Origin of the sequence: Desulfatiglans sp., from assembly GCA_012513605.1 — a bacterium.
Classification (GTDB): domain Bacteria; phylum Desulfobacterota; class DSM-4660; order Desulfatiglandales; family HGW-15; genus JAAZBV01.
In genome coordinates, this window is record JAAZBV010000104.1 from 11,450 (window position 1) to 37,197 (window position 25,748).

At 45.8% G+C, this 25,748-nt stretch carries 17 protein-coding genes; 11 read left to right on the forward strand and 6 right to left on the reverse strand.

Annotated elements, in window-relative coordinates; genetic code table 11:
- Nucleotides 1-164 precede the first annotated feature (164 nt).
- From GX654_14350 to GX654_14360, 3 genes are read right to left on the reverse strand one after another with little or no spacing between them, the layout of a single operon-like run.
- The gene (locus GX654_14350) at nucleotides 165-2,819 is read right to left on the reverse strand and encodes an AAA family ATPase (GenBank protein NLD38044.1); all 2,655 of its coding nucleotides are present in this window, start codon (nucleotides 2,817-2,819) and stop codon (nucleotides 165-167) included.
- Complete coding sequence (locus GX654_14355) at nucleotides 2,816-3,886, reverse strand: hypothetical protein (protein ID NLD38045.1); 1,071 nt, start codon at nucleotides 3,884-3,886, stop codon at nucleotides 2,816-2,818. The genes GX654_14350 and GX654_14355 overlap by 4 nt, the downstream gene beginning before the upstream one ends.
- Complete coding sequence (locus GX654_14360) at nucleotides 3,870-4,670, reverse strand: AAA family ATPase (GenBank protein ID NLD38046.1); 801 nt, start codon at nucleotides 4,668-4,670, stop codon at nucleotides 3,870-3,872. Before GX654_14360 ends, GX654_14355 begins: the two co-directional genes overlap by 17 nt.
- A gap of 262 nt (nucleotides 4,671-4,932) precedes the next feature.
- Between GX654_14360 and GX654_14365 the strand changes: the two genes are divergently transcribed.
- The 3 genes from GX654_14365 to GX654_14375 all read left to right on the forward strand — a co-directional run bounded on the left by GX654_14365 (nucleotide 4,933) and on the right by GX654_14375 (nucleotide 8,546).
- On the forward strand, nucleotides 4,933-5,730 hold the full coding sequence (locus tag GX654_14365) for a formyl transferase (GenBank protein NLD38047.1): 798 nt from the start codon (nucleotides 4,933-4,935) through the stop codon (nucleotides 5,728-5,730).
- A gap of 88 nt (nucleotides 5,731-5,818) precedes the next feature.
- Nucleotides 5,819-6,724, forward strand: a complete 906-nt coding sequence (locus GX654_14370) for a hypothetical protein (GenBank protein NLD38048.1) — start codon at nucleotides 5,819-5,821, stop codon at nucleotides 6,722-6,724.
- A gap of 337 nt (nucleotides 6,725-7,061) precedes the next feature.
- The gene (locus GX654_14375; protein NLD38049.1) at nucleotides 7,062-8,546 is read left to right on the forward strand and encodes an HD domain-containing protein; all 1,485 of its coding nucleotides are present in this window, start codon (nucleotides 7,062-7,064) and stop codon (nucleotides 8,544-8,546) included.
- A 172-nt stretch (nucleotides 8,547-8,718) separates the two neighbouring features.
- Here the strand turns inward: GX654_14375 and GX654_14380 are convergent, their stop codons facing one another.
- Nucleotides 8,719-9,753: a radical SAM protein gene (locus GX654_14380; protein NLD38050.1), complete on the reverse strand. Its 1,035-nt coding sequence runs from the start codon at nucleotides 9,751-9,753 to the stop codon at nucleotides 8,719-8,721.
- Nucleotides 9,754-9,949: 196 nt separating this feature from the next.
- Between GX654_14380 and GX654_14385 the strand changes: the two genes are divergently transcribed.
- Nucleotides 9,950-12,598, forward strand: a complete 2,649-nt coding sequence (locus GX654_14385; GenBank protein ID NLD38051.1) for a glucan 1,4-alpha-glucosidase — start codon at nucleotides 9,950-9,952, stop codon at nucleotides 12,596-12,598.
- A 223-nt stretch (nucleotides 12,599-12,821) separates the two neighbouring features.
- Here GX654_14385 and mnmG read toward each other — a convergent pair whose 3' ends face one another.
- Nucleotides 12,822-14,702, reverse strand: coding sequence for a tRNA uridine-5-carboxymethylaminomethyl(34) synthesis enzyme MnmG (gene mnmG / locus GX654_14390; protein NLD38052.1), 1,881 nt, complete (start codon nucleotides 14,700-14,702; stop codon nucleotides 12,822-12,824).
- A gap of 132 nt (nucleotides 14,703-14,834) precedes the next feature.
- Nucleotides 14,835-16,130, reverse strand: a complete 1,296-nt coding sequence (locus GX654_14395; protein ID NLD38053.1) for an adenylosuccinate synthase — start codon at nucleotides 16,128-16,130, stop codon at nucleotides 14,835-14,837.
- Between the two features lie 233 nt (nucleotides 16,131-16,363).
- Between GX654_14395 and GX654_14400 the strand changes: the two genes are divergently transcribed.
- From GX654_14400 to gatB, 7 genes are all read left to right on the forward strand, one after another.
- Nucleotides 16,364-17,044: a tetratricopeptide repeat protein gene (locus GX654_14400; protein ID NLD38054.1), complete on the forward strand. Its 681-nt coding sequence runs from the start codon at nucleotides 16,364-16,366 to the stop codon at nucleotides 17,042-17,044.
- A 71-nt stretch (nucleotides 17,045-17,115) separates the two neighbouring features.
- Nucleotides 17,116-18,702, forward strand: a complete 1,587-nt coding sequence (locus tag GX654_14405; protein ID NLD38055.1) for a DUF116 domain-containing protein — start codon at nucleotides 17,116-17,118, stop codon at nucleotides 18,700-18,702.
- Nucleotides 18,699-19,754, forward strand: a complete 1,056-nt coding sequence (locus GX654_14410; GenBank protein ID NLD38056.1) for an NAD(P)/FAD-dependent oxidoreductase — start codon at nucleotides 18,699-18,701, stop codon at nucleotides 19,752-19,754. The genes GX654_14405 and GX654_14410 overlap by 4 nt, the downstream gene beginning before the upstream one ends.
- On the forward strand, nucleotides 19,751-20,701 hold the full coding sequence (locus GX654_14415; protein ID NLD38057.1) for a radical SAM protein: 951 nt from the start codon (nucleotides 19,751-19,753) through the stop codon (nucleotides 20,699-20,701). The genes GX654_14410 and GX654_14415 overlap by 4 nt, the downstream gene beginning before the upstream one ends.
- Before the next feature lie 187 nt (nucleotides 20,702-20,888).
- On the forward strand, nucleotides 20,889-23,009 hold the full coding sequence (gene aspS, locus GX654_14420) for an aspartate--tRNA ligase (GenBank protein NLD38058.1): 2,121 nt from the start codon (nucleotides 20,889-20,891) through the stop codon (nucleotides 23,007-23,009).
- A 14-nt stretch (nucleotides 23,010-23,023) separates the two neighbouring features.
- Complete coding sequence (locus GX654_14425; GenBank protein ID NLD38059.1) at nucleotides 23,024-24,223, forward strand: hypothetical protein; 1,200 nt, start codon at nucleotides 23,024-23,026, stop codon at nucleotides 24,221-24,223.
- Between the two features lie 2 nt (nucleotides 24,224-24,225).
- Nucleotides 24,226-25,650 carry an Asp-tRNA(Asn)/Glu-tRNA(Gln) amidotransferase subunit GatB gene (gatB, locus tag GX654_14430; GenBank protein ID NLD38060.1) on the forward strand — a complete coding sequence of 475 codons (1,425 nt, stop codon included), beginning with the start codon at nucleotides 24,226-24,228 and terminating at the stop codon, nucleotides 25,648-25,650.
- The last annotated feature ends 98 nt before the right edge of the window (nucleotides 25,651-25,748 follow it).

Genomic DNA, 25,748 nt, shown 5'->3' on the forward strand with positions numbered 1-25,748 from the left:
CCGGGCAGGCACACAGGCCTGTCCCGATCATGGATTGAAACCCATTTTAGATATATCATTATACCTTTCACTCCAAAAAAAACTGGATTCCACGGTCAATACATGAAATTTCTAAGATGGAGATAATATGTCTTAAGTAAAGTCATTTCTTCAACACATTAAAATTATCGTAAAACAACTTTATTTGCGATCCCAAGGGCATTAAGCTCCGCGCTCAGCTCCTCTGCCCCTGCCTTTGTAACAAATGCGCCGTTAAGAAGATTATCAAAATTTTCATCAGCAATGATATATGGTGAATAATCATTTTCCTTCAGGATACTGGCCACGCCTTCAAGGGCCGCCCTGTCAGTAAAGCCGCCGGTATAAACAGCATATGGCGCCTTCCTGATCTCGCCATCCTTTATTGCTTTCTCATTAATAAATGCCTCTGCACCCTCTTTATCAGTGAACTCCCCTGAATATACCCTGTACCATATCCCCTTTTCCCCAAGGTTGACCTTTACCCAGAATGATGCAATCCCTGATTTTGCAAAGTGATCAATCGCCCTCTTTGCCTGACTCGTACTGTTGAATGAGCCCAGATATACAGAATAGGGGAATCTGCCCTCCTGGTAAATAAACACTGTCTCTGTCTCAGCAGGTGCAGGGGGTCCAGGGGCAACCTCTGGCTGTTTCTGATCAACCGCTTCAGTTGCAACACTTTTTTCAACCGCTATTCCCACAGGAGCCTTTGAGGCGGGTATATCTGCATCATCGGGTTTAATCTCGGGTGTTTCTGGTTTTAGCGGCTTCTTCTCTAAAGCCTTTTCAGGGGCCTTAACTAACTCAGGCACCGTTGTCGCTGTCCTTTCTTTAAAGATCAAATCCCTCTGCCAACACAATGCAGCAATAATGATAATGGCGGCAAGGGGTATAATCGTCTTTGCAATGTTTTTCTTTTTAACAGGCGCATGCATTTCACTGTCGCGCACCTCTCTCCGTGCATATTTTTCTCTGAGGGCTTGAGGGATAAGTCCAGACCTGACACAGTTAAGGGTAATGCCTATGATGTTGCTTCTTACACGTGAAAGCTGGGTAAGGGTGCGTTTAAGTGCCCGCATGGAGACCTGTGCAGGGTTATACACTACAATTGTTCCATCGACCTTTGCGGCCAGGGTAGCTGCGTCTGCGCTGGAAATCACAGGCGTTGAATCAAGGATTACAATATCATAGGCACTCTTTACCGCATCGAGAAACTCAGAAAACCCTTTTGTCCCGAGAAGTTCACCCTGCTTTTCGGGTAAGGCACCCCTTGTAATGATATTGAGTTTATCCAGGCCAGGCGTTAACATTATACGGTCAAGGGTCATGCCCCCTATGATCATCTCTGTGACTGTCTTTACTGTTTCTTCCCATTGAGATGAGCCCAGGAGTATATCTGTAAGACCGGGCGATTCATCAAGTGAAAACCATGCAGCGAGGTCAGGGTTAGTTATGTCCGACCCAACGAGAAGTGTCCTGAGCCCTGCCTGTGCAAGGCCAATGGAAAGGTTTACTGCAACAGTGCTCCTGCCTTCGCCAGGGTAGCTGCCTGTTACAGCAATGCTCTTTATCTTCCCATCATGAAGGGCCGCCTGTATATTTGCCCTTAACCCCCTGAAGCTCTCGGAAACAAGGGTCCCCGGCGCAAAATGGGTCACAAGGGCAATAGATTGTTCTGCTGATGGGGCTGCCCCTCCTCTTTTACCGCTGTCAGGTTTGCCAGAGGCTAAATCCTTTTGCTCAACACCAGGTATGATCCCTATAACCCTTACCTTAAGTTCTTTTTCCAGTTTTTCTATTAAAACAGCGGAGTGGTCTATAGCCTCAATAATTATAGTAAGTATCAGCCCCAGGATAATGCCCGCTATGAGAGCTGATAACACTGTTTTCAGGTAATCAGGTTCATTGTATGGAAGGGCAGCGCGCTGTGCAGGGGTTACGACCCTTACATCATCGGGGTTTTCCGCCTTTCTTATCATGGTCTCCTGTCTCTTTTTCTCCAGAAAAGCTGATATATTCCTCAGTGATTCAATCTCCATTTTCAGCCGGTCAAATTCTATCTTTTTATCCATGTGGAGGTCTATATTCTCATTTACCTTTTTCAGTTCAGGTTCAAGCACTGTATTGTTTTTACCAGCCTTACCCTCTATCTCATTTTTCTTTACAAACAGAGCCTCTCCCTCAAGATCAATGGAAACAAGCCTGTTTTCTCTGATAAACCTTTCAAGCACCTCCTCTTTTGCCTTTAGTTTATCGACTGTGGCCTGATGCTCTTCATTGATATGTGCGATAACCTCATCAAGGCGTTTATCATGCGCATCTCTATAGTCTTTAATAAGTGTGGATGAGAGGGTTTCTGCAAGTTTAAGTGCATGATCAGGGTCTTTGTCCACCACCTTGACGCGGAGGATATCTGCTTTGCCCTCCCTCTCAACAGATAATCTGGATCTTAAATCCTCGATAATATCGTTTACCTTCGGGTCATCCGCCCGCATGCCTGGTTTTATCAGTAAGGTCTTTGCCGCAACGCCTGCAAGAAAATCATGGCTCAGCATTATTGCCTGCTGCGTTTCAATTTCATCAGCAGGCATTGAAAGCAGCCTGTTTAATAAACCCCCTTCACCAGGTGCAGATGTAAATTTTATACTGCATGAGGAGAGGTACATGGGCGGCATGGCCCGCCATGCGGTAAAGATAAGGCTTAAGAGCAGTGAGACCGCAATTGCAGAGATAATTATCCCCTTTCTCTTTTTTGCCACCTTCAGGTATCCTGGCAGATTGAAACAGTTACAGCTCAATTGATCTCCTTAATCTCCATTTTATCAGGGTCTATGCACTCTTTTATATGCAGCAAAGGATTGAGGGTAAGATCTATCTGAAACCCCTCCTCTGTTTTGTGCCCCTCAGTATCATAGAGTATCTCAAGTACAGGGCTCAGGGGGTGGCTCCTGTTAACAGATATGACCCGCCCTGTAAAACCATTATTAAGCCTTACATATGTGTTGACAGGGAAAAGGGAGAGCTCATAAAGAAAGGCCTTAAGAGGCTTAACGAGAAAAAGGTCTCTGCCTGTTTCAGCTATATGCCTTATTGCCTCATGGGGTAAATAGCTATCCCTGTATGGCCTTTTTTCTGTCATGGCACAATAGGTGTCTGCAATCCCAAGGATAGATGCAAGTTCAGGAACGCGCTCTCCAGTGAGACCAAGCGGATAACCTGAGCCGTCAACCCTTTCATGAGCGCATCTTGCGGCTTCAGCAAGCCAGGCGTATCTTTCACCTAAGGTAACCAGGATATGATACCCTGTTTCAGGATGCCTCCTGATTGTGGCAATATCATTATTTGATAATTTTTCCGTGCTTTTAAGGATATTTTCAGGGATCATATACATCCCTGCGTTTTCAAGCATGGCTAAAAGGCCAAGCCGCATCAACATCTTCATGTCATAGTTCATGGCCTTACCGATCAATAGCGCGGTAAAGGTAACATCAACAGAATGGGAGGCAAGATCATAGCTCTCTTTTGACCGTTTCATGGCATATTCATAGATTGAGTTTGTCAGCCCCTTTTCCAGGATTATGTGGAGATCAGAAAGCAGGTTGGCAGGGCTTACAGCTATATCGCCCCTTATGATATCAGCGGTTTCATGCGCCCTTTCCAATAAAACCCTGTAATATCTCTCAGCCTCTGCACCCCCATTTTTATTGTGAGTGGGCTCTTTTATGACCTGGGATACAATATTTACAGGTGAAAAAAGGGGTGTATCGCTGAGCCTGAAGCCCCCCTCCTGCTTTGGATGCGCAGGCTGTTTATTTTCAGCATCCTTTTTATCCCTGATCCTTATTATATCAGAAAAGCGCACCATCGCTGATTATCTTCTCCACCAGTTTTTTGCTGACATTCTCCTGTTTTGTGCCTGACCCCACAAGAAGGGAGAGATCACACAGGTTATTTATCCTTCTCGGTACTCCGCCAGTATGCTCATATATCCTCTCCATTGCATCATCAGAAAAGAGGTTGAGCCTTCCGCCTGCCTTTTGCTGCCTGAAGATAATATACCTGGCAGTCTCTTCAAGGTTAAAGGGTGTAAGATGATATTTTATGGCTATCCTCTGGTCAAGCTGCTCGATCTCCTTTACCTTCTTAATAAGCTCAGGTTGACCAATAAGGATGATGGTCATGAGAAACCTGCTGTTAAGCTGGAAATTTAACAGGAGCCTTATCTCCTCAAATGATGCCTCATTAAGTATCTGTGCCTCGTCAACAATAAGGAGGGTCTCTTTTCCGGCCTCAAGGTTGGCAAGCATCCTTTCATTGAGGGCTCTCAGGCATTTTACCTTTGTATCAGGGATATCCTTTATGCCGAACTGGTAGAGTATCTCCTGTAAAAACTCAATGGATTCAAGCCTTGGGTTTACGATTATCCCTGTGTCATATTTTTCTATGGGGAGCTCCCTTACAAAGACCATTGAGAGTGTAGTTTTACCACAGCCTATCTCGCCGGAGAGCATGGCGCTCCCCTTTCTCATCTGTGCCGCATAGATAAGGCGTGTGAGCCCCTCCTCATGGGAGGCAGAGAGGTAGTAAAACTCAGGGTCAGGGACGCTTTCAAATGGGAGCCGGTCAAATTTCCAGTAATTCAGGTACATCAATCACCACAACAATATTATTTTTTGCTGCATTAAATACAAATTTTTATAACTGCCTGTCTATGACAGGATTTCCCTCCCTGAAGATTCAGGCGCTTATTTAAAAAGGAGCCCATTATATCCTTTTTAAAACAATTTAAAAGCTGCTTGATCAGGGTTGATAAAGAAAAAGAAACAATATATGTATACTTCGGAAAAAACATCAAAAATATTTAATAAAAACGGATACTCTTATGATATTCGTACCAGAAATGAGGAAAACATGAAAACTGTCCCGTTCTATAACCCTGAAAATAAAAATGGCCCCATGAAGGTGGCTGCCTTTATGTCAGGCTCAGGGAGCAATATAAAGATGCTTTTAAAAAGAGAAAAGGAGCTGATGCTGGCTGGGGGCATATCCCCATTTCAGGTTAAGTTTATATTCAGTGACAGGTCGGACGGCGCATGTCAGGGGGAAAGGATTGCCCTTGAAAACGGGCTCCCCTACTTCAGTTATGATATACGCAGGTTTCACGCCATGCGGGGTTTAGGCCGCACAGTGCATACTGTTTCCGGGCTTGAGGCGAGAAAGGAGTATGACGGGGTTGCAGCTAATCTTGTTGCCGCATTTGATATTGATCTTATTGCCCTGGGTGGCTACATGAGCGTTACTACACTTAAGGGCTGCGTAAATGTACACCCGGCAGACCTGTCTATTTTAACCCCTGATGGTAAAAGGAGATACACAGGTGACCATGCTGTGGCAGATGCTATCCTTGCAGGAGAGAGATATCTGAGGGCATCCACCCTCTGGACAGACCAGGGTGTGGATACCGGCCCCCTGCTCATGGTTTCCGCACCTGTTGAGGTAAAACTTACTGAATCGATCGATGCTCTTAAAAATAATGCAGCGCTCCTGAAGCAGACTGTTGACCGGCATCAGGAAGCGCTTAAACAAAAAGGGGACTGGGTTATTTTCCCCCGCACTATTGAGATGATTGCAGAGGGGAGATTTGCCCTTGATGAAATGAACAGGGTATATGTGGATGGAAGGCATATGCCTGATGGGTACAGGGAATAAGTGATACAGGTGATTTCATATCAGCTGCTAATAATATTTTCAGCAGACTCCCACTTGTATTAAAGTTTTTTGCTGAAAGCTTAAAAGAATGGATACAGAAAAAAGGATCATAGAGATTATTAAGGAAAAAGGCCCTCTTATAGGCTCTGATCTTATCTCTCATTTTAAAAAAGACCCTCTCATGGTTTTAAGGACATGCAAACTGTCACCTACCCTGAAGGTGCAGACTATAGGAACAAGATACCTCCGCCTTGACAGGAGGATAGAGGGTTATGCACGTTTATCACCATCCATCATGAGGGAGTTTTTGACCTACTCTGTAATAGGACTCGCAGATGACCCTGCACTTCTTATTGAAAAGGCCGATTTTCTTATTGGAAGAATAGAAAAAATAAGCAGGGGCAAACGCGACCTTGCATATAATATAGTCTCTTCACTTATGAGCAGATTTGAATATGGCACAAAGGAAAAGGCATGTTTTATTATTACAGGGGATATCGTTTTTAACATGGCGCATGATGTGCCAAGACCGGAAAGGAGCACCAGAAAAGTTGTCCAGGGTTCAGACATGGACATAGTCGTGATTGTAAAGGATGATCATGCAGATAGCATTATGGACAGGCTTGACCATGAAATATACAAAGAAAAGTGCAATCTTCTTATCAGTCCCTATACAAAAGAAGAGATAGATTATATTGTTAAGACAGTATCAAAGGTAAAAGAGCAGCTTAAGTTTGACACCTTTAAACATATGGTTGCGTGCAAGATACTTGATGAAGGCAGATTCCTTTTTGGTAATGAAGAGCTGTTCAACAGGATAAAGCAGATGCTTATTGAAGAGGGTATAGGTGATAAGATAAGGGAGATGGAAAACAAGGCCCTTGGGTTTAGACAAAGGGCAGAGGAAAAGCTCCTTGGCGATAACCCTGAACAGGCCCTGCATGACGATGAATTTCTCTTTTACCCTGTAGAAGAGTCAGAGGAGTTTGAGTAGGAGCAACAGCCCCGGTATTTTTTCACGCAGGTGTTCATCCCACCCCTGTCAGGGGCATCAGGCGCAGAAAATGGCGATTGCATCCCCAGGGATTTTCCAAAAAGATTTGCTAATTAAAGGGCCTGTCGAATGCCTCCAATACTAAAGATAGATACTGATGATGAAGAAAAGAAGTAGATTTTGAATTTGATTATCTGCTTTCCCTGACTTCTGAACAAAGATTTTAAAAGTCCGCTCATTTATAGATAACCTATACTCTTCTATAGATTTTTTACTTAATGTATTGTAATTATAATAAACCTTTGAGACATAAACCCAGAAATGGCGAGAAAATATCATGGATAACAATAACTCAACTTTTGACACAGTCTTTCTAGAAGATGATATTTTGATAAATGCTGAAACACCTCCTGAATTGATTGAAACTATGCATAAGGAAGGGTATCTGCAAAAATTAAGAACAGCTAAAGGATTATCATACCGAATTGAAAAGGATATATATGCCAGGATAACAGATGCAGATGGCAAAGAAAAACGCGGATCAAAAATAATATCTGAAGGAGGGATAATAGATTCCCGGACATTTTCAGATATAATAAAGCGAAGATTATGGGAAAGGATTGATAAATGCATGACCATTGATGGTAAAATAAATCATGAAGCCATCATCTCAAGTATAGAGCGTTTAAAAGAAGAATCTCCAATACACAGTATTATTTTTGAAACCGGTAAAGCGGAGTTGATAGAAAATATCATTAAGCAGATTGATTTTGATAAGATTATGCTGGAAAACCTTAATATCCTTTACGAACAGGAACATGAAGGCAGGTACGTCCAGCATGCCCAGAATACCGCTATCTTTGCGATAAAGATGGGAACAGGGTACGGCCTGAGTAAAAATACCCTGGTAGATCTTGCAAAGGCAGGATACCTGCACGATATTGGTAAAATAGCCATTGACCCCGACATATGGAAAAAGCAGGGGAATGAATTAACAGATCAGGAAAAGAGGCAGATAAAGGTCCACCCGCTTATAGGTGAATATATCCTTGAAGGGGCAACCTTCATACTCAAGAAAAAATATGATGCGAAGGTTATAAGGGGTGTCGGAGATCATCATGAGCGACTAACCAGCAAGGGCGGTTACCCAAGGGGAACAAGAGGGGATAAAATAGGTGATTTTGCGAGGATCATAGCAATCGCAAGCCAATTTGACAATATGCTGAGGGATTCAATAAAGGGGTTAGAAAAGTCTGAGAATGATCATCATGAAATAAATATGATAACCGACACGCTGGATTGGCTAAATAAAATGGCTGCTCAGGGCTGGTACGACCCCAAATATGTGGATATATTATCCGGTTTTTATACTCCTGCAATGGCCAGGGTGATTGGGGAAAAAGAATCTACAGATGAAATAAAGGCTATTCAAAACATTTTTATAGGGATAGAAAAGGCAGCAGGTTTTATGATGAATCTGCATTTTGACGAAGTAAAATCATCCCATCCAAAAGTATCAGATTATTGCAACCGAATATGTTCAAACGCTTTTCAGATAAGCAGGGTAATTCGTGAAGCGGGAATCACCGAACCTCTTTTACTTGTCTATTCGCAGGAAAAAAATGCAGTAAACGATGTGAAGGAAAGCCTGAAAAAAACTGTATGCTGTATGGATACACCACTTAAAGAGATGCGTGAATGCATAGATAAATTTGAGCTGTTTGCTGAAGGCCGAAGCAACTCCTGTGATGGTATTATAGATTCAGTTACAACATGGTATGATGTGATTGATAAGACTTTACGAAATGCAGCGATTCACTAAACAGATAAACGCTTTACTAGGTAGAGTAACCTTTCCTTGAAAGACCATGGTCTGCCTATGACATTGGGCAACATTTAATTCCAGGCTGCTGTTATTTTTATCAAAGACTACTTTTGATCTTGTACTGTAGTTTTAGCTCTTCAACCTGAAATCCCATTCTGATTATGCCCTTTCACTCCATCTGTTTTTTTATTCGTGTTATATCCGCCTCTTCAGGTTTGAAAGGGAAATTCCTTATATCCGGCCCGGGGCGGGAATTTGCAAAAGGCCTGTTGCAGGCGACCTCACCATCATAACCGGTGCACCCGCTTGTGCGAAAAGGTTCGCCGGTTTCAATAAGCCTTTCCATGTCAGTTAAGGATAATCCAAATTCTATTATCTGCCCGCTATCATCAAAAACAAACCGGGATATGTCAGCCATGCGCTTATCTATAAGGTATCGGGCAACCTGTATACGCCTGTACTGTGCCATTGGCGGCATGGGGTGCTCTGACATAGGGGAGTTCGCCTCAGGGAAGAATGAAAAGAGGTGGGTATATCCGCCCATATCTTTTACCCTCTGGATTGCATCACACATCTCTCTTTCTGTCTCGCCCATGCCTGTCATAAAATGTGAGCCCGCGTTCTCTTTACCAAAGACCCTGATAGAATCAGCAAGGCACTGCCAGTATCTATCCCATTTGTGCGGCCCTTTAACGCCATTTCCCCTGTATTTATTAAACAGCTCCTCTGTGGCAAGGTCTATGGCAACGCCAATCTTGTCTGCCCCAGCGTTTTTAAAATCTATAAGGTCTTCATATCTTAATATGGTTGGGGATATAAGAAGGGATACAGGGATATCAAAAGCGGAACGCAGCCTTTTGCATATCTCTTTTGTGTCTTTAACCGCGCGACCATTTGTCAGCATGGAGATACATATCCTTTTTACCCGCTCCTGCCTTTTTACAATGCCATCAATTATCTCAGCAAGGCTGTACTCAGGCCATGTGACCCTGATAAAGCTCTTTTTTGTATATGCGCCTGGCCTGTTATTGCTTAATCCGCAGTAGGCACACCTTGCCGCACACCCCTCATCATAGGTGAGGAGCAGGTTTATACAGTATAGCTTTGCGTTCCGGTAAAAGAGCCCCTGCTTAAAACCAAGGGTCATGGCTGCCGCAAGGCTCATCCTCAAATATTTAGGGCTTTCTTTTTTATCTGCTTCCATTCTTGTTTCTTTTACAACCTTTCCAGTTGATCCTCACGCGGGGTATAAACCTATTTCTGAAGGTAAATCAAGAAGAAATGATACAAACTAAAATCTTGTCCAAAAACAATAAATCTACTAAAACTATACCTGTGTTTTTTAACTATCTTAATTTCACTGTGATTTTAATATTTTTTTAAAAAAAAGAGGGGTCAGTATGAGGCGACACTATATCAGGTTATTTATTTTTTCTATTATTTCTCTGCTCTTTTTTTCATGCTCTGATAAGAGTGAGGTAAGCGAAAAAAAGAGCGATGAATTTTCCTTCTGGAATCCTGCCCTTCCGGTTGAAACCAGGATCAATGATCTTCTTATCAGGATGACCCTTGATGAAAAGATATCACAGCTTACAAATGAATCCCCTGCTGTTGAAAGGCTTAATATACCTGCATATGAGTGGTGGAATGAGGCGCTGCACGGTGTGGCAAGGGCAGGGAACGCAACGGTATTTCCGCAGGCCATAGGGCTGGCTGCAACATGGAATACAGAGCTTATACATGAAATCGCTGATGTAATATCCACAGAGGCCAGGGCAAAGCACCACGAGGCATTCAGAAATGGGGATTATGGCCGGTACAAGGGGCTTACATTCTGGTCCCCCAATATCAATATATTCCGAGACCCCAGGTGGGGCAGGGGTCAGGAGACCTATGGGGAAGACCCTTACCTTACCTCCCGCATAGGTGTTGCATTTGTAAAGGGGCTCCAGGGTGATGACCCCAAATACATGAAGGCCGCAGCATGTGCTAAACATTATGCTGTGCACAGCGGGCCGGAGCATCTACGCCACGAGTTTGATATATCAGTAAGTGACAGGGACCTGTGGGAGACATACCTGCCTGCCTTTAAGGCACTTGTTACAGAGGCGGATGTGGAGGCGGTTATGTGCGCCTATAACAGATACGACGGGGATGCCTGCTGCGGGAGCGACCTGCTGTTAAAAGAGATCCTCAGAAACCAGTGGGGGTTTGAGGGCCACATTGTCTCAGACTGTGGCGCCATTGAAGATATATTTATGTACCACAAAATCGTAAACACCTCCCCTGAGGCCGCGGCTATAGCCATTAAAAGCGGCACAGATGTCCGGTGCGGATGGGGAGAGCCCGGCTTAAAGGATGCAGTAGCCCAGGGGCTTGCAACAGAGGAAGATGTTGACAGGGCATTGACGCGCCTGCTGAACACCCGCTTTAAACTTGGGATGTTTGACCCGCCTGAGATGGTCTCCTATGCAAAGACCCCATATGAAAAAAACAATGCACCCGATCACGGCAGGCTTGCGCTTGAGACAGCAAGGCAGGCTATTGTGCTGTTAAAAAATGCGAACTCTATTTTGCCTTTATCAAAAGGGCTTAAAAAGATTGCTGTTATTGGCCCCAATGCGGATGACTATGAGGCGCTGCTGGGTAATTATAATGGCACGCCCGTATCCTATTCCACTGTGCTTACAGGCGTAAAAAAGGTGCTCCCTGAAACAGCCACTGTTACATATGCCCTTGGTGTAAATTACTTGGGCGAAAAGTACAAGCTTAAGCCTGTGCCGGCAGAGGTCTTTTCTGTGAATGGTGAGAAGGGGGTAAAAACCTCATATTATTCAAATGCTGAGCTTAAGGATGAACCCTTCAGGGTTGCAACAGAGCAGGATATTAACAGGGAATACTCCTATGGCGCACCCATTGAGGGCATGCCCGTGGATAATTTTTCTATCCGCTTTGAGGGAAACATCAGGCCGGACAAAACCGGGAGATATTACTTAGGGATAACCGGAGATGATGGTTTCAGGCTCTATCTTGAAGACAAAACTGTTATTGATTCATGGCTAAGCAGGGGCAAGAAGACAACCGTCTGCGAGGTGGAACTTACAGCAGGTAAGGTTTATCCCTTCAGGCTTGAATATTATGATGGAAGCAACAATGCACAGGTGATGTTCGGATGGCATGAGCCGGGCTATGACCTTGCTGAAGAGGCGATAAAGGCCGCCGCTGATGCGGATGCTATAATTTTTGCGGGCGGCATAACCCCCCGTCTTGAAGGAGAGGAGATGGGTGAGGATGTAAAGTTTGAGGGGTTTTACAGGGGTGACAGGACAAAGATCTCGCTCCCCGCTGCCCAGACAGAGATGCTGAAGGCGCTCATGAAACTTAATAAACCGGTTGTGTTTGTGAATATGAGCGGGAGCGCAGTCTCCTTTGTTTGGGAGCATGAAAATGTCCCTGCGATCATACAGGCATGGTACCCGGGTCAGGCGGGTGGAGAGGCTATAGCAGATATCATATTCGGTAATTATAATCCCTGTGGCCGTTTGCCTGTTACCTTCTATAAATCAGAAGAGCAACTCCCCCCATATGAAAACTATGATATGGCAGGCCGCACATACAGGTATTTTGAAGGTGAAGCCCTTTATCCATTCGGGTATGGATTAAGCTATTCCATATTTGAATACACAAACATCCAGATAACGCCCCCTGAACTCACAAAAGACAGGGATGTTACCCTCTCTGTTGAATTGAAAAACACCTCGAACCGTGATGGAGCAGAGGTTGTTCAGGTATATATAACCGATAATAATGCCTCGTTTCCTATACCGCTAAAATCACTTAAGGCATTCAAAAGAGTGGAGCTTAAGGCCGGTGAAAAGCAAAATATAACCTTTTCATTAAAGCCGGATGATTTTGCCCTTTATGACGATAATGGGCAGCGTATTATAGAATCAGGTGATTTTACAGTTATGGTGGGGGGCAGTTCCGCATCAGGCATAAAGGCAACAGTTACTGCAAAGGAAAAGATTGTTTTGAGTGAAAAGGAATGATTGTTAATCCCTAAAAAAGGAGACCCCCCGACTCGTAAAAAGCAGCGGGGGGTTATAGGAGAAAAGAGTATCAAACCCTCTGCATTACATATCGACATAATCCGGGAAAACTTAAACATCTTTTCTATTATTTCTGGAAAGAAGGCTAAGCCTTATTTTGTTTAATTTATCTTAATTTGGTATACTACTGTTCGTGTACAAAAATATTTGACATTTTCCTGGGTTAACCCTTATCCTGCCTGCTCCTTTTGAAGTGCACCTGAAGGGCCATAATGGCGGCAGGTGTTACACCAGATATTCGGGATGCCTGTCCTAGATTAACCGGTCTGACCTTATGCAGTTTTTCCCTTACCTCCCTGGTCAGGCCATAGACCTCATCATAATTGATGTCAGCAGGTATGCCTGCCTCCTCCATCCTCCTGGACTTTTCCACATACTCCTGCTGCCTGGCTATATACCCCTCATATTTTATCCTTGTTTCTACCTCTTCATATATGACTGCATCCTCTCCGGCGAGATCAGGCGAAAATCTAAAAAGGTCTTCATAAAAGAGCTCGCTCCTTCTTAGAAGCTGCGCAAGGGTTGAGGGATTTTTTATTGGCGATGTGCCCATATCCTTTAGCTTATCAAGCGTGGGGGCGTCAGGCATCAATCTTATTTCATTTAGTTTCTTTTCAAGCCTCTCTATCCTCCCCATTTTTTCAAGGAATTTCCTGTACACCTCTTCAGGCACAAGGCCAAGCTCATAACCCTTTTTCCTTAATCTGGCATCCGCATTGTCTTCCCTTAAAAGAAGCCTGTACTCTGCCCTTGATGTAAACATGCGGTAGGGTTCCTTTGTACCCTTTGTAACAAGGTCATCAATCAGCACGCCTGTATAAGCCTCTGCTCTCGACAGAATAAGTGGCTCTTCACCCCTGATCTTTAATACCGCATTGATACCCGCAAGCATGCCCTGGGCCGCTGCCTCTTCATACCCCGATGTGCCGTTTATCTGTCCTGCATGGTAGAGGTTTTTAACGAGCTTTGTCTCCTGTGTGGGCTTAAGCTGTATGGGGTTAACATAATCATACTCAATGGCATAGCCGGGCCTTAAGATCTCTGCCCTTTCAAGACCGGGTATGGATTTTACCATCCGCTCCTGCACATCAACCGGCAAGCTCGTGGGTATGCCATTCGGATAGACCTCATTTGTATCAAGCCCTTCAGGTTCTAGGAATATCTGGTGCCTTTCCCTCTCAGCAAAGCGTACAACCTTGTCTTCTATGGATGGGCAGTATCTTGCGCCAACACCCTCGATGATGCCGCTATAGAGGGGGGACTTATCAAGCCCGGACCTGATTGCATCATGAGTCTTTTCATTTGTATAGGTTATGTAACATGGAAGCTGGGGCAGTGTGATCTCCTTTGTAGTAAAAGAAAATGGCCTGGGCTCTTTATCACCGTCCTGTCTTTCAAGGCTTGAATAGTCAATTGTGCGGCTGTTAAGCCTGGGTGTTGTGCCTGTCTTGAGCCTGCCTATCTCAAATCCCAGCTCTTTTAAGTGTGCTGAAAGCCCTTCAGCGGCCGGGTCACCCATCCTGCCAGCAGGGAAGTGATCAAGCCCCACATGAATCAAACCGCGAAGTGATGTGCCTGTGGTGAGTATTACTGCCTTTGATAAAAACCTTTCGTGGATCAGGGTCTCCACTCCATATACCGTGCCATTATCCACCAGGAGCCGCTCCACCATGGCCTGTCGTATATCAAGGTTAACCTGCGCCTCTACGATTGACTTCATGCGCTTTCTGTAGAGGTCCATGTCACTCTGCGCCCTTGACCCCTGCACAGCAACACCCTTTCTTGTATTGAGCCTTCTGAACTGTATGGCAGTTGCATCGGTGTTTTTCGCCATCTCACCGCCAAGCGCATCTATCTCCTTAACGAGATGCCCCTTTGCAAGCCCTCCAATAGCAGGGTTGCAGCTCATAGCTGCAATATGATCAAGGTTTACTGTTATAAGAAGCGTCGGGTGGCCCATGCGAGAGGCAGCAAGGGCTGCCTCACACCCTGCATGACCTGCTCCGACCACAATGATGTCGTATTGTTTGTTATATTCAGACATGGGTTTTTATCAATATAGTTAAAACGTTAAATCAGGTTAATTGGAAATGGCGCAGGGCGCAAGGCTAAAGGCGCAAGGAAAAAATCAAATGCCGTTTTTAACCCTGCGCCTTGAGCCTTGGGCCTTCTTTATTCATCCCTCAAAAGGGTCGCAAACCTCTATCGTCTCATCCCTCATTGGGCCCACAGATATGATGGAGAAAGGTACCTTCATTATCTCTTCAAGCCTCTTGAGGTAATTTTTTGCCTCTTTTGGGAGTTCATCAACAACCCTAGCCTTTGAGATATCACCATTCCACCCCTTGAATTCCTCATACACAGGGGTACACTTTGCCAGTTCTTTAATGCTTGCGGGCATGCAATCTATCCTTTTGCCATCAAGCTCATATGCCACGCATGCCTTTATCACATCAAGCCCGGTAAGCACATCCAGCTTTGTCATACATATGCTGGTAAACCCATTATACCTTATAGAGTCCTTCATCATCACAAGATCAAGCCACCCGCAGCGGCGGCGTCTGCCTGTTGTGGCGCCAAATTCGGCGCCCTTTTCCTGCAGGTAGTTACCAGTTTCATCGTTAAGTTCAGTAGTAAATGGGCCTGAGCCAACCCTTGTTGTATATGCCTTTACAATGCCTAAGATGTGGTGGAGTTTATCAGGGCCTACGCCCACGCCTGCACAGGCCGCGCCTGATACAGGGTTTGATGATGTAACAAAGGGATATGTGCCGTGGTCTATATCAAGGTGTGTCCCCTGTGCCCCTTCAAAGAGTATCTTTCCATGTTTTTCCGCCACCCTGTCCACCAGTATAGAGACATTTGCGATATAGGGCTTTAGCTTTTCAGCCATCTCTAAAAATTTATCGTATATGGGTTCAAATTCAAGTGCCCCTGTGCCGAAGTATTCAGTCAGCAGAAAATTCTTTTCTTTGAGATTAGTACGAATTTTGTCTGCCAGCACCTCCGGGTCAAGTAGGTCAATGGCCCTTACGCCGCGCCTCCCCGCCTTGTCTTCATAACAGGGGCCTATGCCGCGGCCTGTTGTGCCTATCTTGTCATCGCCCTTTGCCGCCTCACTCGCCACATCAATGGCCTTGTGGTAAGGCATAATGAGGTGCGCCTTCTGACTTATGGAGAGATTTTCAGGAGAGATCGCAATACCCTTTGATGTCAGCATTGATATCTCATCAAGAAGCACCTCGGGGTCAATTACCACGCCGTTTCCGATCAGACATTTTTTCTCTTTGTGAAGGATGCCTGAAGGTATCAGGTGGCATATGGTCTTTACACCGTTCACCACCAGGGTGTGCCCTGCATTGTTTCCACCCTGGAAACGAACCACCATATCCGCCCTTGATGCCAGCAGGTCAACAACCTTGCCTTTTCCTTCATCACCCCACTGGGCGCCAACTACAACAACATTTGACATATGTTTCTCCTGAAAATGATTTATAGCGGGTCTATACTGTACCCTGATCAGGTTTTTACCAATAGCTGGTTACAGCCACAAAACCGCACGATATACTAAAATTACCTGCCCCAAGTGTCAACCATGATTCAATTTAAAATCAATTTTATGGTGGATCAGGAAAATCTTTTCACTTGACTGAACATATAGTGTCTGTTAGACAATCTGGGCACTTTCCATAAAGAGGTAGTAAAATGACAAAGGAAAAATCAAGAAAACAACTCTTATCAACCAACGACGAGTTTGTCACCTTTTCTGCCCGGATGCTTATCCTGGCCGGGGAACATAAAAAACAGCTCCAGATCGCAGGATACTGTATACTTGTGATTATTATTCTTTTTACAGCCGGTAATATATATCTTAAAAACCGCAACTCAAAAGCCCAGGATGCTTATAACACCGCATATTATGCGATCTCCGGCAACATAAGCCCTGAAAAAAAGCAGGAAATCTACTCAAAGGCGAGAGAAGATTTCGGAAAGGTGCTTTCAGGGTACAAGATGTCAAAGGCTGCCTCTCTTACTATTCCCCAGATGGCCCACATCGATTTTCTTGAAAAAAAATATGATGACGCGATTAAAAAGTACCAGGATTACCTGGATAAAAGGCCTGCTGAACCCTATTATTCATATGCTTTGATTGCCCTTTCCACCTGTTATGAAGAAAAAGGGGATTATGACACGGCAGTAAATATCCTTGAAAAAGCGGTTGCCAAATCAGAAGGCTATTCGAAAGAGCAGGCCATGCTGAGCCTTGCAGGTATATACCGGGTTAAAAAGAATTTTGCGAAATCTAACGAGATATTAAAGGATTTTATAGAAAAATTCCCATCCTCCTCCTTTATCGAGGTGGCAAAGGCATCTATATCATCCTGAATAAATTATATTTAACTCAACTTTTATAAAGGGCATGGTTTTCATGCCCTTTATTTTTTTGGAGTCCGGTTTTGAAGGAATGGCGATTACTTGATACTGGCCATATGACAGCAGCACAGAATATGGCCATGGATGATACTCTTCTTGAACTCAAGGGGGAGCTTAAGACCCCTGATACCATACGTTTTTTACAGTTTTCTCCCCCTTCTGTACTTGTGGGGTATCACCAGTCTATTGAAGAAGAGATACGTGAATCATACTGCCTTGAAAATGGTATAAAGATAAACAGGCGCATTACTGGCGGCGGGGCGATCTTTTTTGATGAAAACCAGATAGGCTGGGAGGTCATATGCAGCAAAAATTTCTTCAAAATGGAGATCCCAAACCAGCGTTTGTTTAAGGCCCTTTGTGAACCTGTAGTAAAGGCCCTCCGCCACTTGGATTTAAAGGCATCCTTTCGCCCCAGGAACGATATAGAGATAAACGGCAGAAAGATATCCGGCACCGGCGGAACAGAGTCTGACAGGGCATTTTTTTTTCAGGGCACCATGCTTGTAGATTTTGATGTTGATACAATGCTAAAAAGCCTGAAAATACCTGTTGAAAAACTCAAGGCAAAGGAGATCGACTCGGTAAAGGAGCGGGTTACCTGCCTTAACTGGGAGCTTGGTTATACGCCATCATCAGAGGAGATTAAAAGGGCCATTGTAAAAGGCTTTGAGGAATGCCTTAATATAAAACTCATACCCGCAGGGCTTACAAAAGATGAAGATGCACTGTTCAGTAAAAGGGTTAAATACTATTCATCCCCTGAATGGATAGAGAGGGTAAAGCCGAAACCAATTGGGAAAGAGGTGCTTCAGGCCGCAAACAAGGTAGAACACGGGCTTGTACGATTTACCATAACCGTTGACCGTGCCAGAAACAGGATCCAGGATATCTATATTACAGGCGATTTCCTATCATTTCCAGGCCGCGCACTTTATGACCTTGAATCAGCGCTCAGGGGCAAACCCTTTTCCCGTGATGGGCTGTTTAAAATTGTGGATAGTTTTTTCAGTGAGGGCCGCATAACCATACCCGGTATAAGCCCTGAGGAATTTTTTAAACCCCTTGAGTTAGCCCTTGAAAAGGCTGCCATAGGGGCGGAGTATGGTATACCTCTTGAGGTGTGCAACCAGATATCGGTCACAAACGGCTCTTTTAAAGAGGTGATAGCCGCAGAACCCTCTGTTCTTCTCCTTCCATACTGTGCAAAAAATCTTGATTGCCACCTCCGCCATACAAAGGAATGCCTTCAGTGCGGCATATGCACTGTTGGAAATGCATGGGACATTGGCCGGGAAAGAAAAATGGATGTGCGGTGTGTCAGCAGCTTTGAAGACCTTTTATCAGAGCTTGAGAGGATCAAACGGCTGGGGGAAAAGGCATTTATAGGCTGCTGCTGCCAGCCATTTTTTACCAAGCATGTGAATGATTTTGAAAAGGCTGGTATCCCCGGCATACTGCTCAACATAGATAACACCACCTGTTACGAGCTGGATCAGGCCAAGGAGGCCTATAAAGGCGCGTTTAATAGCCAGACCCATATAAACCTCCCGCTGCTTGAAACAGTCCTGAATGTGGTGGATGAGTACAAGACCAGGGTAGCTTCATGAAGGAGGAGAGGTGCAATGTCCTTGTCATAGGCGCTGGGCCTGCTGGCTCATGTGCGGCAGGGATTGCAGCCCTGGCAGGTGTAAAGGTCCTTCTAATAGACAGAAAAAAGGAGATTGGTGAACCGGTAAGGTGTGCCGAGTTTATCCCAAGACAGCTTTTAAGCGAACTGGATTGTAAAAGGGATTTTATTGTCCAGCCTGTCAAAACCATGAAAAGTTTTCTGCCGGATAACAAGATGATAGAAACCCCTGGGCCCGGCCTTATGATAAACAGGAATATCCTTGATCAGGCACTGGCTCAAAATGCGAAAGATGCCGGTGCTGTTATCTGGACAGAGACCAGGGCCCTTGAATATGATAATGGCTGTGTCATGGCAGTCAAAGAGCGGGAACAGGTCCGGATAAAGGCAGACATTATAATCGGTGCAGACGGGCCACACACAAGGGCGGGGAGATGGATAGGGTCAATAAACAGGAATCTTATACCGGCTGTGCAGGCAAGGGTTCACTTAACAGAGGCAACCGAGAGCACAGAGGTATATTTTGATAAAAATTTTTTTGGCGGTTATGCATGGCTCTTTCCAAAGGGAGATACAGCTAATGTCGGGCTTGGCATCAAACGCTGGGGCAGCCCTGATAATATTCGAAGATCACTATGTTACTTTTTACAAAATTTGAAGGAGCAGAATCGAATCACAGGAGAGGTCACAGGTTATAATGCAGGGTGGATACCGGCAGAGGCCCCCAGAAAGATCGTCAAAGGGAATATCATACTGGTTGGAGATGCTGCTGGCCACACCCATCCAATAACAGGGGCAGGGGTTAGCCAGGCAGTTATATGCGGCCATATGGCAGGAGAACACGCAGCAGAGGCAGTAAAAAAGGGTGACCTGGGCCTCCTTAAAGAGTATGAGGAGGAATGGATAGACCTTTATGGAGAAAGTCAGCAAATAGCGGCACAAAGAAGGCAGCTTATGGAAAACAACTGGAATGACCTTGATAAGATAATAAAAAAATGCTGGGTAGTTTTTAAGGAGTATTATAAAAATTGACGAACCTTAATGACAGATTAAAACAATCAAGAGAACTCTCCTGGAAGAGGTTCGGGAAAAAGATCACCATGTATCTCCCCGGCATGTTCTCCCTTGATGGCATGAGGGGAGATTACCCTGCCATCTCTATTACCGGTAAAAAATGTTCCCTTTTATGTGACCACTGTAAGGGCCAGCTTTTAAGAACCATGCCCCCTGCCATCACCCCTGAAGCGCTGGTGGAAAAGGCAATAGATTATGAAAAAAAAGGCTGCCCAGGTATACTCATTACAGGCGGATGTGACCGTGAGGGTAGGTTCCCCTGGAAAGAATTCCTGCCGGCAGTAAAGGAGATAAAGGAAAAGACAGGGCTTTTTGTCTCTGCACACAGCGGTATCCTTGAAGCTGAAACCGCAAAGGGGTTTAAAGAGGCAGGGGTTGACCAGGCATTGATGGATGTTATAGGGGATGACTCCACATATCAGAATATATGCCATGTTAGGCACGGCGTTTCAAAGATATATGAAACGATCAGACACCTTGCAGATCAGGGCATAGATTTTATACCGCACATTATATGCGGGCTTGAGCATGGCAGAATAAGGCATGAAGCAAATGCCCTTGAAACGGTGGCAGGGTTTAAGCCGCGGCAACTGGTGATAATATCCCTTATGCCCCTGCCAAAAACCCCGCTCTGGGGAAGAACACCGCCCACTGCCGAAGAGATCGCAGAGATAATTATCAAGGCAAGGCTCATGATGCCTGATACTGTGCTAAGTCTCGGCTGCGCTAGGCAGAGAGGTGATATCCAAAAGGAGCTGCTTGCCATAGATGCAGGCATAAACAGGATGGCAATCCCTTCAGAAGAGGCCATATCGCATGCAAAGGGGTATGGCCTTGAGATAAAATATCAGAAGACATGCTGCTCTGTCTCATTGCCATTTGAGAGAGAGGGGTGGAGTAAATAATTGGTTAAGAGTTTTTCAGGACTAATACTGCCAGGCAGCAGGGTTTATAAAGGTTACAATTTATATAGATAAAGTGAGGGCTATAACTCCTTGAAATATTGAATCTGTTCTGATAGCATCCCCCAAAAAATTGGATTATTGCATTCCTGTTTGTTTATGTCATTACCAGTAGAAAGGACCTAATAGCATGCATTTTAAAGATCGTCACTTTTGCGGCCATATAACACCCGGTGATGAGGGCAGGACAATACTCCTGGCCGGTTGGGTGGATGCCTTCAGGGATCACGGGGGGCTGCTTTTTATTCATCTGCGCGACCGGAGCGGCATTATGCAGATTGTTTTCAACCCTGAAACAGCATCTCCGGGGGTCTGTGAACAGGCTGCCGCCCTTCGCGCCGAATACTGTATCGCTGTGCAGGGCATAGTCAGGAAGAGGGAGGCAGGAACAGAAAACCCCAATATAGAGACAGGCACCATTGAACTTATGGTTAATGACCTCACACTCCTTTCAGAATCGGAGGCACTTCCCTTCACTGTTTCTGAAAAGGCAATGGTCTCCGGCGCCCAGTCTTTGGGCGCTGAAAAGGTAAATGAGGAGCTGCGTCTTCAGTACAGGTACCTGGACATCAGGCGCGCTTCAGTAAGAGATAACCTCATTGCCCGGCACCGCATATTCAAGTGCGTCCGTGATTTCCTGGATTCACGGGGTTTTCTGGAGATAGAGACACCCGTGCTTACCATGAGCACCCCTGAAGGGGCCAGGGATTATCTGGTGCCCAGCCGGGTTCACCAGGGTAACTTCTATGCCCTGCCCCAGTCACCGCAGCTTTTTAAACAGCTTTTGATGATAGGCGGCATGGAGCGCTATTACCAGTTGGCGCGTTGCTTCCGTGATGAAGACCTGCGGCCCAACAGGCAGCCTGAATTTACCCAGCTTGATATGGAGGCATCCTTTATTGACGAGGAGTACATATATGAACTGGTCGAGGAGCTCACTGTCAGGATCTTTGCCGAGGGCGGTATTACCCTTTCCAGGCCGTTTCCCCGCATAACACATAAGGAGGCAATGGAGACAACCGGTTCTGACAAGCCTGATCTGCGTTTCGGGCTCAGGTTTGTTGATGTAACAGACCTGTTTCAGGATACAAGCTATACCATCTTCCGCCAGATAATGCAGCGCGGGGGCTGTATAAAGGGGCTCAACATAAAGGGTCAGTCAGATAAACTCAGCAAGAATGTGCTTCAGAATGAATATGCAAAAGAGATTGCCCCGTCATTCGGGGCCAAGGGCATGACCTGGATGCGCGCCGAGGGTGGAAAACTGGAATCCAATATTGTACAGTTCTTCAGCGATAAAGAGCTTGATGGGCTCAAGGAGAGGTTTGATGTGAAGGATGGCGATGTCCTTATCATGGTAGCAGACCCCTCATACAGCGTGGTAGTATCAGCCCTCGGGCAATTGCGACTTCACCTGGCAGAGCGTCTGGGCCTGATCCCTGAGGATATTTTTTACCCTGTATGGGTCACGAATTTTCCCCTGTTTGAGGCAACAGAGGATGGGGGTGTGACCTCCAGCCACCACCCCTTTACAGCGCCCGACCGTGTGGATTTTGATCCTGAAAATATCGATGACCTCCTTACCCTGCATTCCAGGGCCTATGACCTTGTGGTAAACGGGGAGGAATTGGGAGGAGGAAGTATCCGTATAAATGACCGCAACCTCCAACGAAAGATATTCAAGGCCCTGGGCCTTACAGAAGAGGATACTGCCCAGAAGTTCGGGTTTTTCCTGCGCGCCTTTGATTTTGGGGCGCCCCCTCATGGAGGACTGGCCCTGGGCATGGACAGGGCAGTCTCAATGATCCTTAGAACCCAGTCTATTCGCGAGGTCATTGCCTTCCCTAAAAACCGTAGCGCAGCATGCCCGCTTACAGGCGCACCTTCAATAGTAAAAAGGGCACAGCTTGCTGATCTTGGCCTGCTCAATCTGGAGACAAAGGAGAGGCTGCCCGGTGCAGAAAAACAGGATAACCTCCTTGACAGGGTCTCGTGGGTATCACGTATCAATATAAAAGAGGAGGAGAGGCCAATGCTTCAGGCTGTTCTTTCGCAGGCCAGAGATCTTGCTGCAGCAGCCACAAAGAATGCAGGGGACCTTGAGCCCGTATACACGGTTGTGCCTGTCTCCAATCGAATGAGGCCGGGGGTAAAGGCAGAACGATCAGATCTATCGCAGGCAGGCAGGCTTCTCGCTAACGCCCCTTCAGTAAAGGGCGATTATTTTAAAGTGGCGCCCATCCTTGAATAACAGGAGAGATATTAATGGAATTTGATTATTTTTTTCGCAACCCCGATCTACCGGCCATAGATGATGGCCCTTTAAAGGGTTTGAACATAGCGATCCAGCCGAATATAGCGGTAAAGGGGTGGCCATCTGATGCAGGGTCAAGGGCATTGTCAGGATATACTGCACTTGAAGATTCAACAGTCATTAAAAGGGTTAAAGATGCAGGGGCATATATAGGCGGCTCAACCCGCATGAGTGAATTTGGTTTTGGTTTAAATGAAAGTCATGCTGGTGAAGCGGTGAAACAGGGGGTTGCTGACGCTGAACTGCTTCTTGATATGACAGGTGAGGCAAGGGTTGCGGCAGCAGAGAGGGGTGTTCCAGGGTACAAACCCTCATATGGTCTCATATCACGCCTTGGTCTTACCAATCTGATCCCCTCCATGGAGAGCTGCGGGGTGACATCAAAAAATATCCAAAACATAAGGAATATACTTGCTGTTATAGCTGGTCAAGATGGCCTGGACTTTTCCATGCCCGATACTGATAGACCTGACTTCAGAAAGAGAGAGATTCTCCCTGCAAAGACAACCATTGGTCTTATAACTGAGGCGGTGAACATGCTGCCTGAAAAAGAGAGGGGGCTGTTTCAGGCGTCAATAAACAGTCTGAAAGATTCGGGATTCATTATCAGGGAGTTTTCGCTTCCCGATTTTCATCTCTTTTCCCTGGTGCACAGTATAGCAGGGTCTGTGGAGGCCTCTTCCTGCGCGGGTCGATATGATTCGGTCAGATATGGTGAGCGAGCACCCGGTGCAAAAAACTGGAACGAGATGTATATTAAATCCCGCGGTGCAGCATTCGGAAGCCTGTTAAAATGTTTCCTGATACAGGGGGCCTATTTTCAGTTTGAACAGTACAGGTCATTTGAAGATGCCTGCCGTATAAGGGCCAGGCTGCTCAAGGAGATGGACAACATCTATTCTCACGCCGATTTTCTTGTCTTTCCTGCACTCAACCCCACTGGGACAGAAGAAACAGAGGGGCTTTCATCCATATACAAAAGGTTTTCATTTACCCTTTTTGCCAATGTGACCGGTCAGCCTGTACTCTGTCTCCCGGTAGCTTCAGGAGCGGGGCTACCAGGGGTCCAACTTGCAGGACCGAGAAACAGTGATGCGGGTGTGCTCACACTGGGTGAATATATTCTGAACAGGCGTGATGGAGGTAAATGATCATGGAATTTGAAGCGGTTATAGGATTGGAAATACATGTAGAACTCAATTGCGCCACCAAGCTCTTTTGTGACTGCCCCAATAATCCCGGAGATGAGCCCAATGCAAATACATGCCCGACCTGCCTGTGGTTCCCGGGCGCTGTCCCGCGTTTAAGTGAGGAGGCACTTAAAAAGGCCGCTCTTTTGTGCCTGGGGTTTGGCGCAGAACTACAGCCCGTCAGCGCATTTGACCAGAAGGTATATTATTACCCTGACCTGCCAAAGGGTTATCAGCTTTCACAGGCGCATCTTCCCCTTTCCCGGGGCGGGGGCATTGAGATCACAAATGAGGAGGGCGTTACCAGAAGGCTGCGCATCCACCATATCCATATGGAGGAGGATGTTGCCAAGCTTGTCCATGAGATGGAGGGCCGCACACCCATAAGCCTTGTTGACTTCAACCGGGCAGGCGCACCCCTTGTGGAGATCGTAACAGAACCCGATTTTCGAACCCCATTTGAGGCAATGGAATTTTTAAAGGCGCTTCGCACACAGGTCCGTTATGTGGGTTCATCCGAGTGCAGCATGGAAAACGGGACCATGCGGGCTGATGCCAATATATCAATAAGACCAAAGGGCACCACGGAGTTGAACACCAAGGTGGAGGTAAAGAACATGAACTCCATTAAGCATGTGGGTGATGCCATTGCCTATGAGATAAAACGACAGACCGAAAGTGTAATGGCTGGCGAGGCGGTTACTCTTCACACAAGGTTATGGGACCCTGACAAAAAGATCACATCCCCTATGCGCGCCAAGTTTGAAGGCCCCTGTGTGCCTGATCCTGTTGTGCCGGTAATAGAATTATCCAGTGAATGGATAGATGAGATGCGATCGCGACTCCCTGAGATGCCCTCAGAAAGGGCCGAAAGATTTGTAAAACAGTATGGACTCACTGGTGATGAGGCCGTTTATCTGAGTTCAGACCCTGCCACTGCAAGGTATTTTGAGGAGCTGACAAAACAGGCCATTCAGCCCAGAACCGCTATGCACTGGCTCATTACACAGCTTATTCCGGCAGTCAGGGAAAGGGGCCAGGAGCTGGACAATTCAAATGTAACCCCGGAAAGGTTCGGCGCACTCCTCAAGATGCTTGGCCGGGATGAGATAAACGCAAATGCTGCGCGTGAGGTGGTTATCTATATGTTTGATGGCAATGAATCACCTGAAGAGATTGTTAAAAGCCGCGGTTTTGTGCAGGTCTCAGATGAGGCCGCACTTGAATCCCTTATTGATCAGGTGTTATCTGAAGAGCCCGCTGCTGTTCAGGATGTGAGGTCAGGTTTGGAAAAGGCAAAGGGGTTTCTTGTTGGGCAGGTTATGAAGCTTTCAAAGGGTAAGGCCAATCCAAAGGTGGTAAAGGAACTGCTTGAAAAAAGGTTATGAAAAAGATGTAAAGTTATCAGGTTTTATAATAACACCCTGATCCAGCATAAAGGTTTTCTTAATGAAGGGATGCTGTGGAACATTTTTGCAGCAATGCC

What these genes read in the sequence shown, in the direction of transcription:
- GX654_14370 (NLD38048.1), top strand. Translation starts at nt 5,819, where the DNA reads ATGGATACAGAAAAAAGGATCATAGAGATTATTAAGGAAAAAGGCCCT.
- GX654_14365 (NLD38047.1), top strand. Translation starts at nt 4,933, where the DNA reads ATGAAAACTGTCCCGTTCTATAACCCTGAAAATAAAAATGGCCCCATG.
- aspS (NLD38058.1), top strand. Translation starts at nt 20,889, where the DNA reads ATGCATTTTAAAGATCGTCACTTTTGCGGCCATATAACACCCGGTGAT.
- GX654_14385 (NLD38051.1), top strand. Translation starts at nt 9,950, where the DNA reads ATGAGGCGACACTATATCAGGTTATTTATTTTTTCTATTATTTCTCTG.
- GX654_14360 (NLD38046.1), bottom strand. Translation starts at nt 4,670, where the DNA reads ATGTACCTGAATTACTGGAAATTTGACCGGCTCCCATTTGAAAGCGTC.
- gatB (NLD38060.1), top strand. Translation starts at nt 24,226, where the DNA reads ATGGAATTTGAAGCGGTTATAGGATTGGAAATACATGTAGAACTCAAT.
- GX654_14410 (NLD38056.1), top strand. Translation starts at nt 18,699, where the DNA reads ATGAAGGAGGAGAGGTGCAATGTCCTTGTCATAGGCGCTGGGCCTGCT.
- GX654_14380 (NLD38050.1), bottom strand. Translation starts at nt 9,753, where the DNA reads ATGGAAGCAGATAAAAAAGAAAGCCCTAAATATTTGAGGATGAGCCTT.
- GX654_14400 (NLD38054.1), top strand. Translation starts at nt 16,364, where the DNA reads ATGACAAAGGAAAAATCAAGAAAACAACTCTTATCAACCAACGACGAG.
- GX654_14395 (NLD38053.1), bottom strand. Translation starts at nt 16,130, where the DNA reads ATGTCAAATGTTGTTGTAGTTGGCGCCCAGTGGGGTGATGAAGGAAAA.
- mnmG (NLD38052.1), bottom strand. Translation starts at nt 14,702, where the DNA reads ATGTCTGAATATAACAAACAATACGACATCATTGTGGTCGGAGCAGGT.
- GX654_14355 (NLD38045.1), bottom strand. Translation starts at nt 3,886, where the DNA reads ATGGTGCGCTTTTCTGATATAATAAGGATCAGGGATAAAAAGGATGCT.
- GX654_14425 (NLD38059.1), top strand. Translation starts at nt 23,024, where the DNA reads ATGGAATTTGATTATTTTTTTCGCAACCCCGATCTACCGGCCATAGAT.
- GX654_14375 (NLD38049.1), top strand. Translation starts at nt 7,062, where the DNA reads ATGGATAACAATAACTCAACTTTTGACACAGTCTTTCTAGAAGATGAT.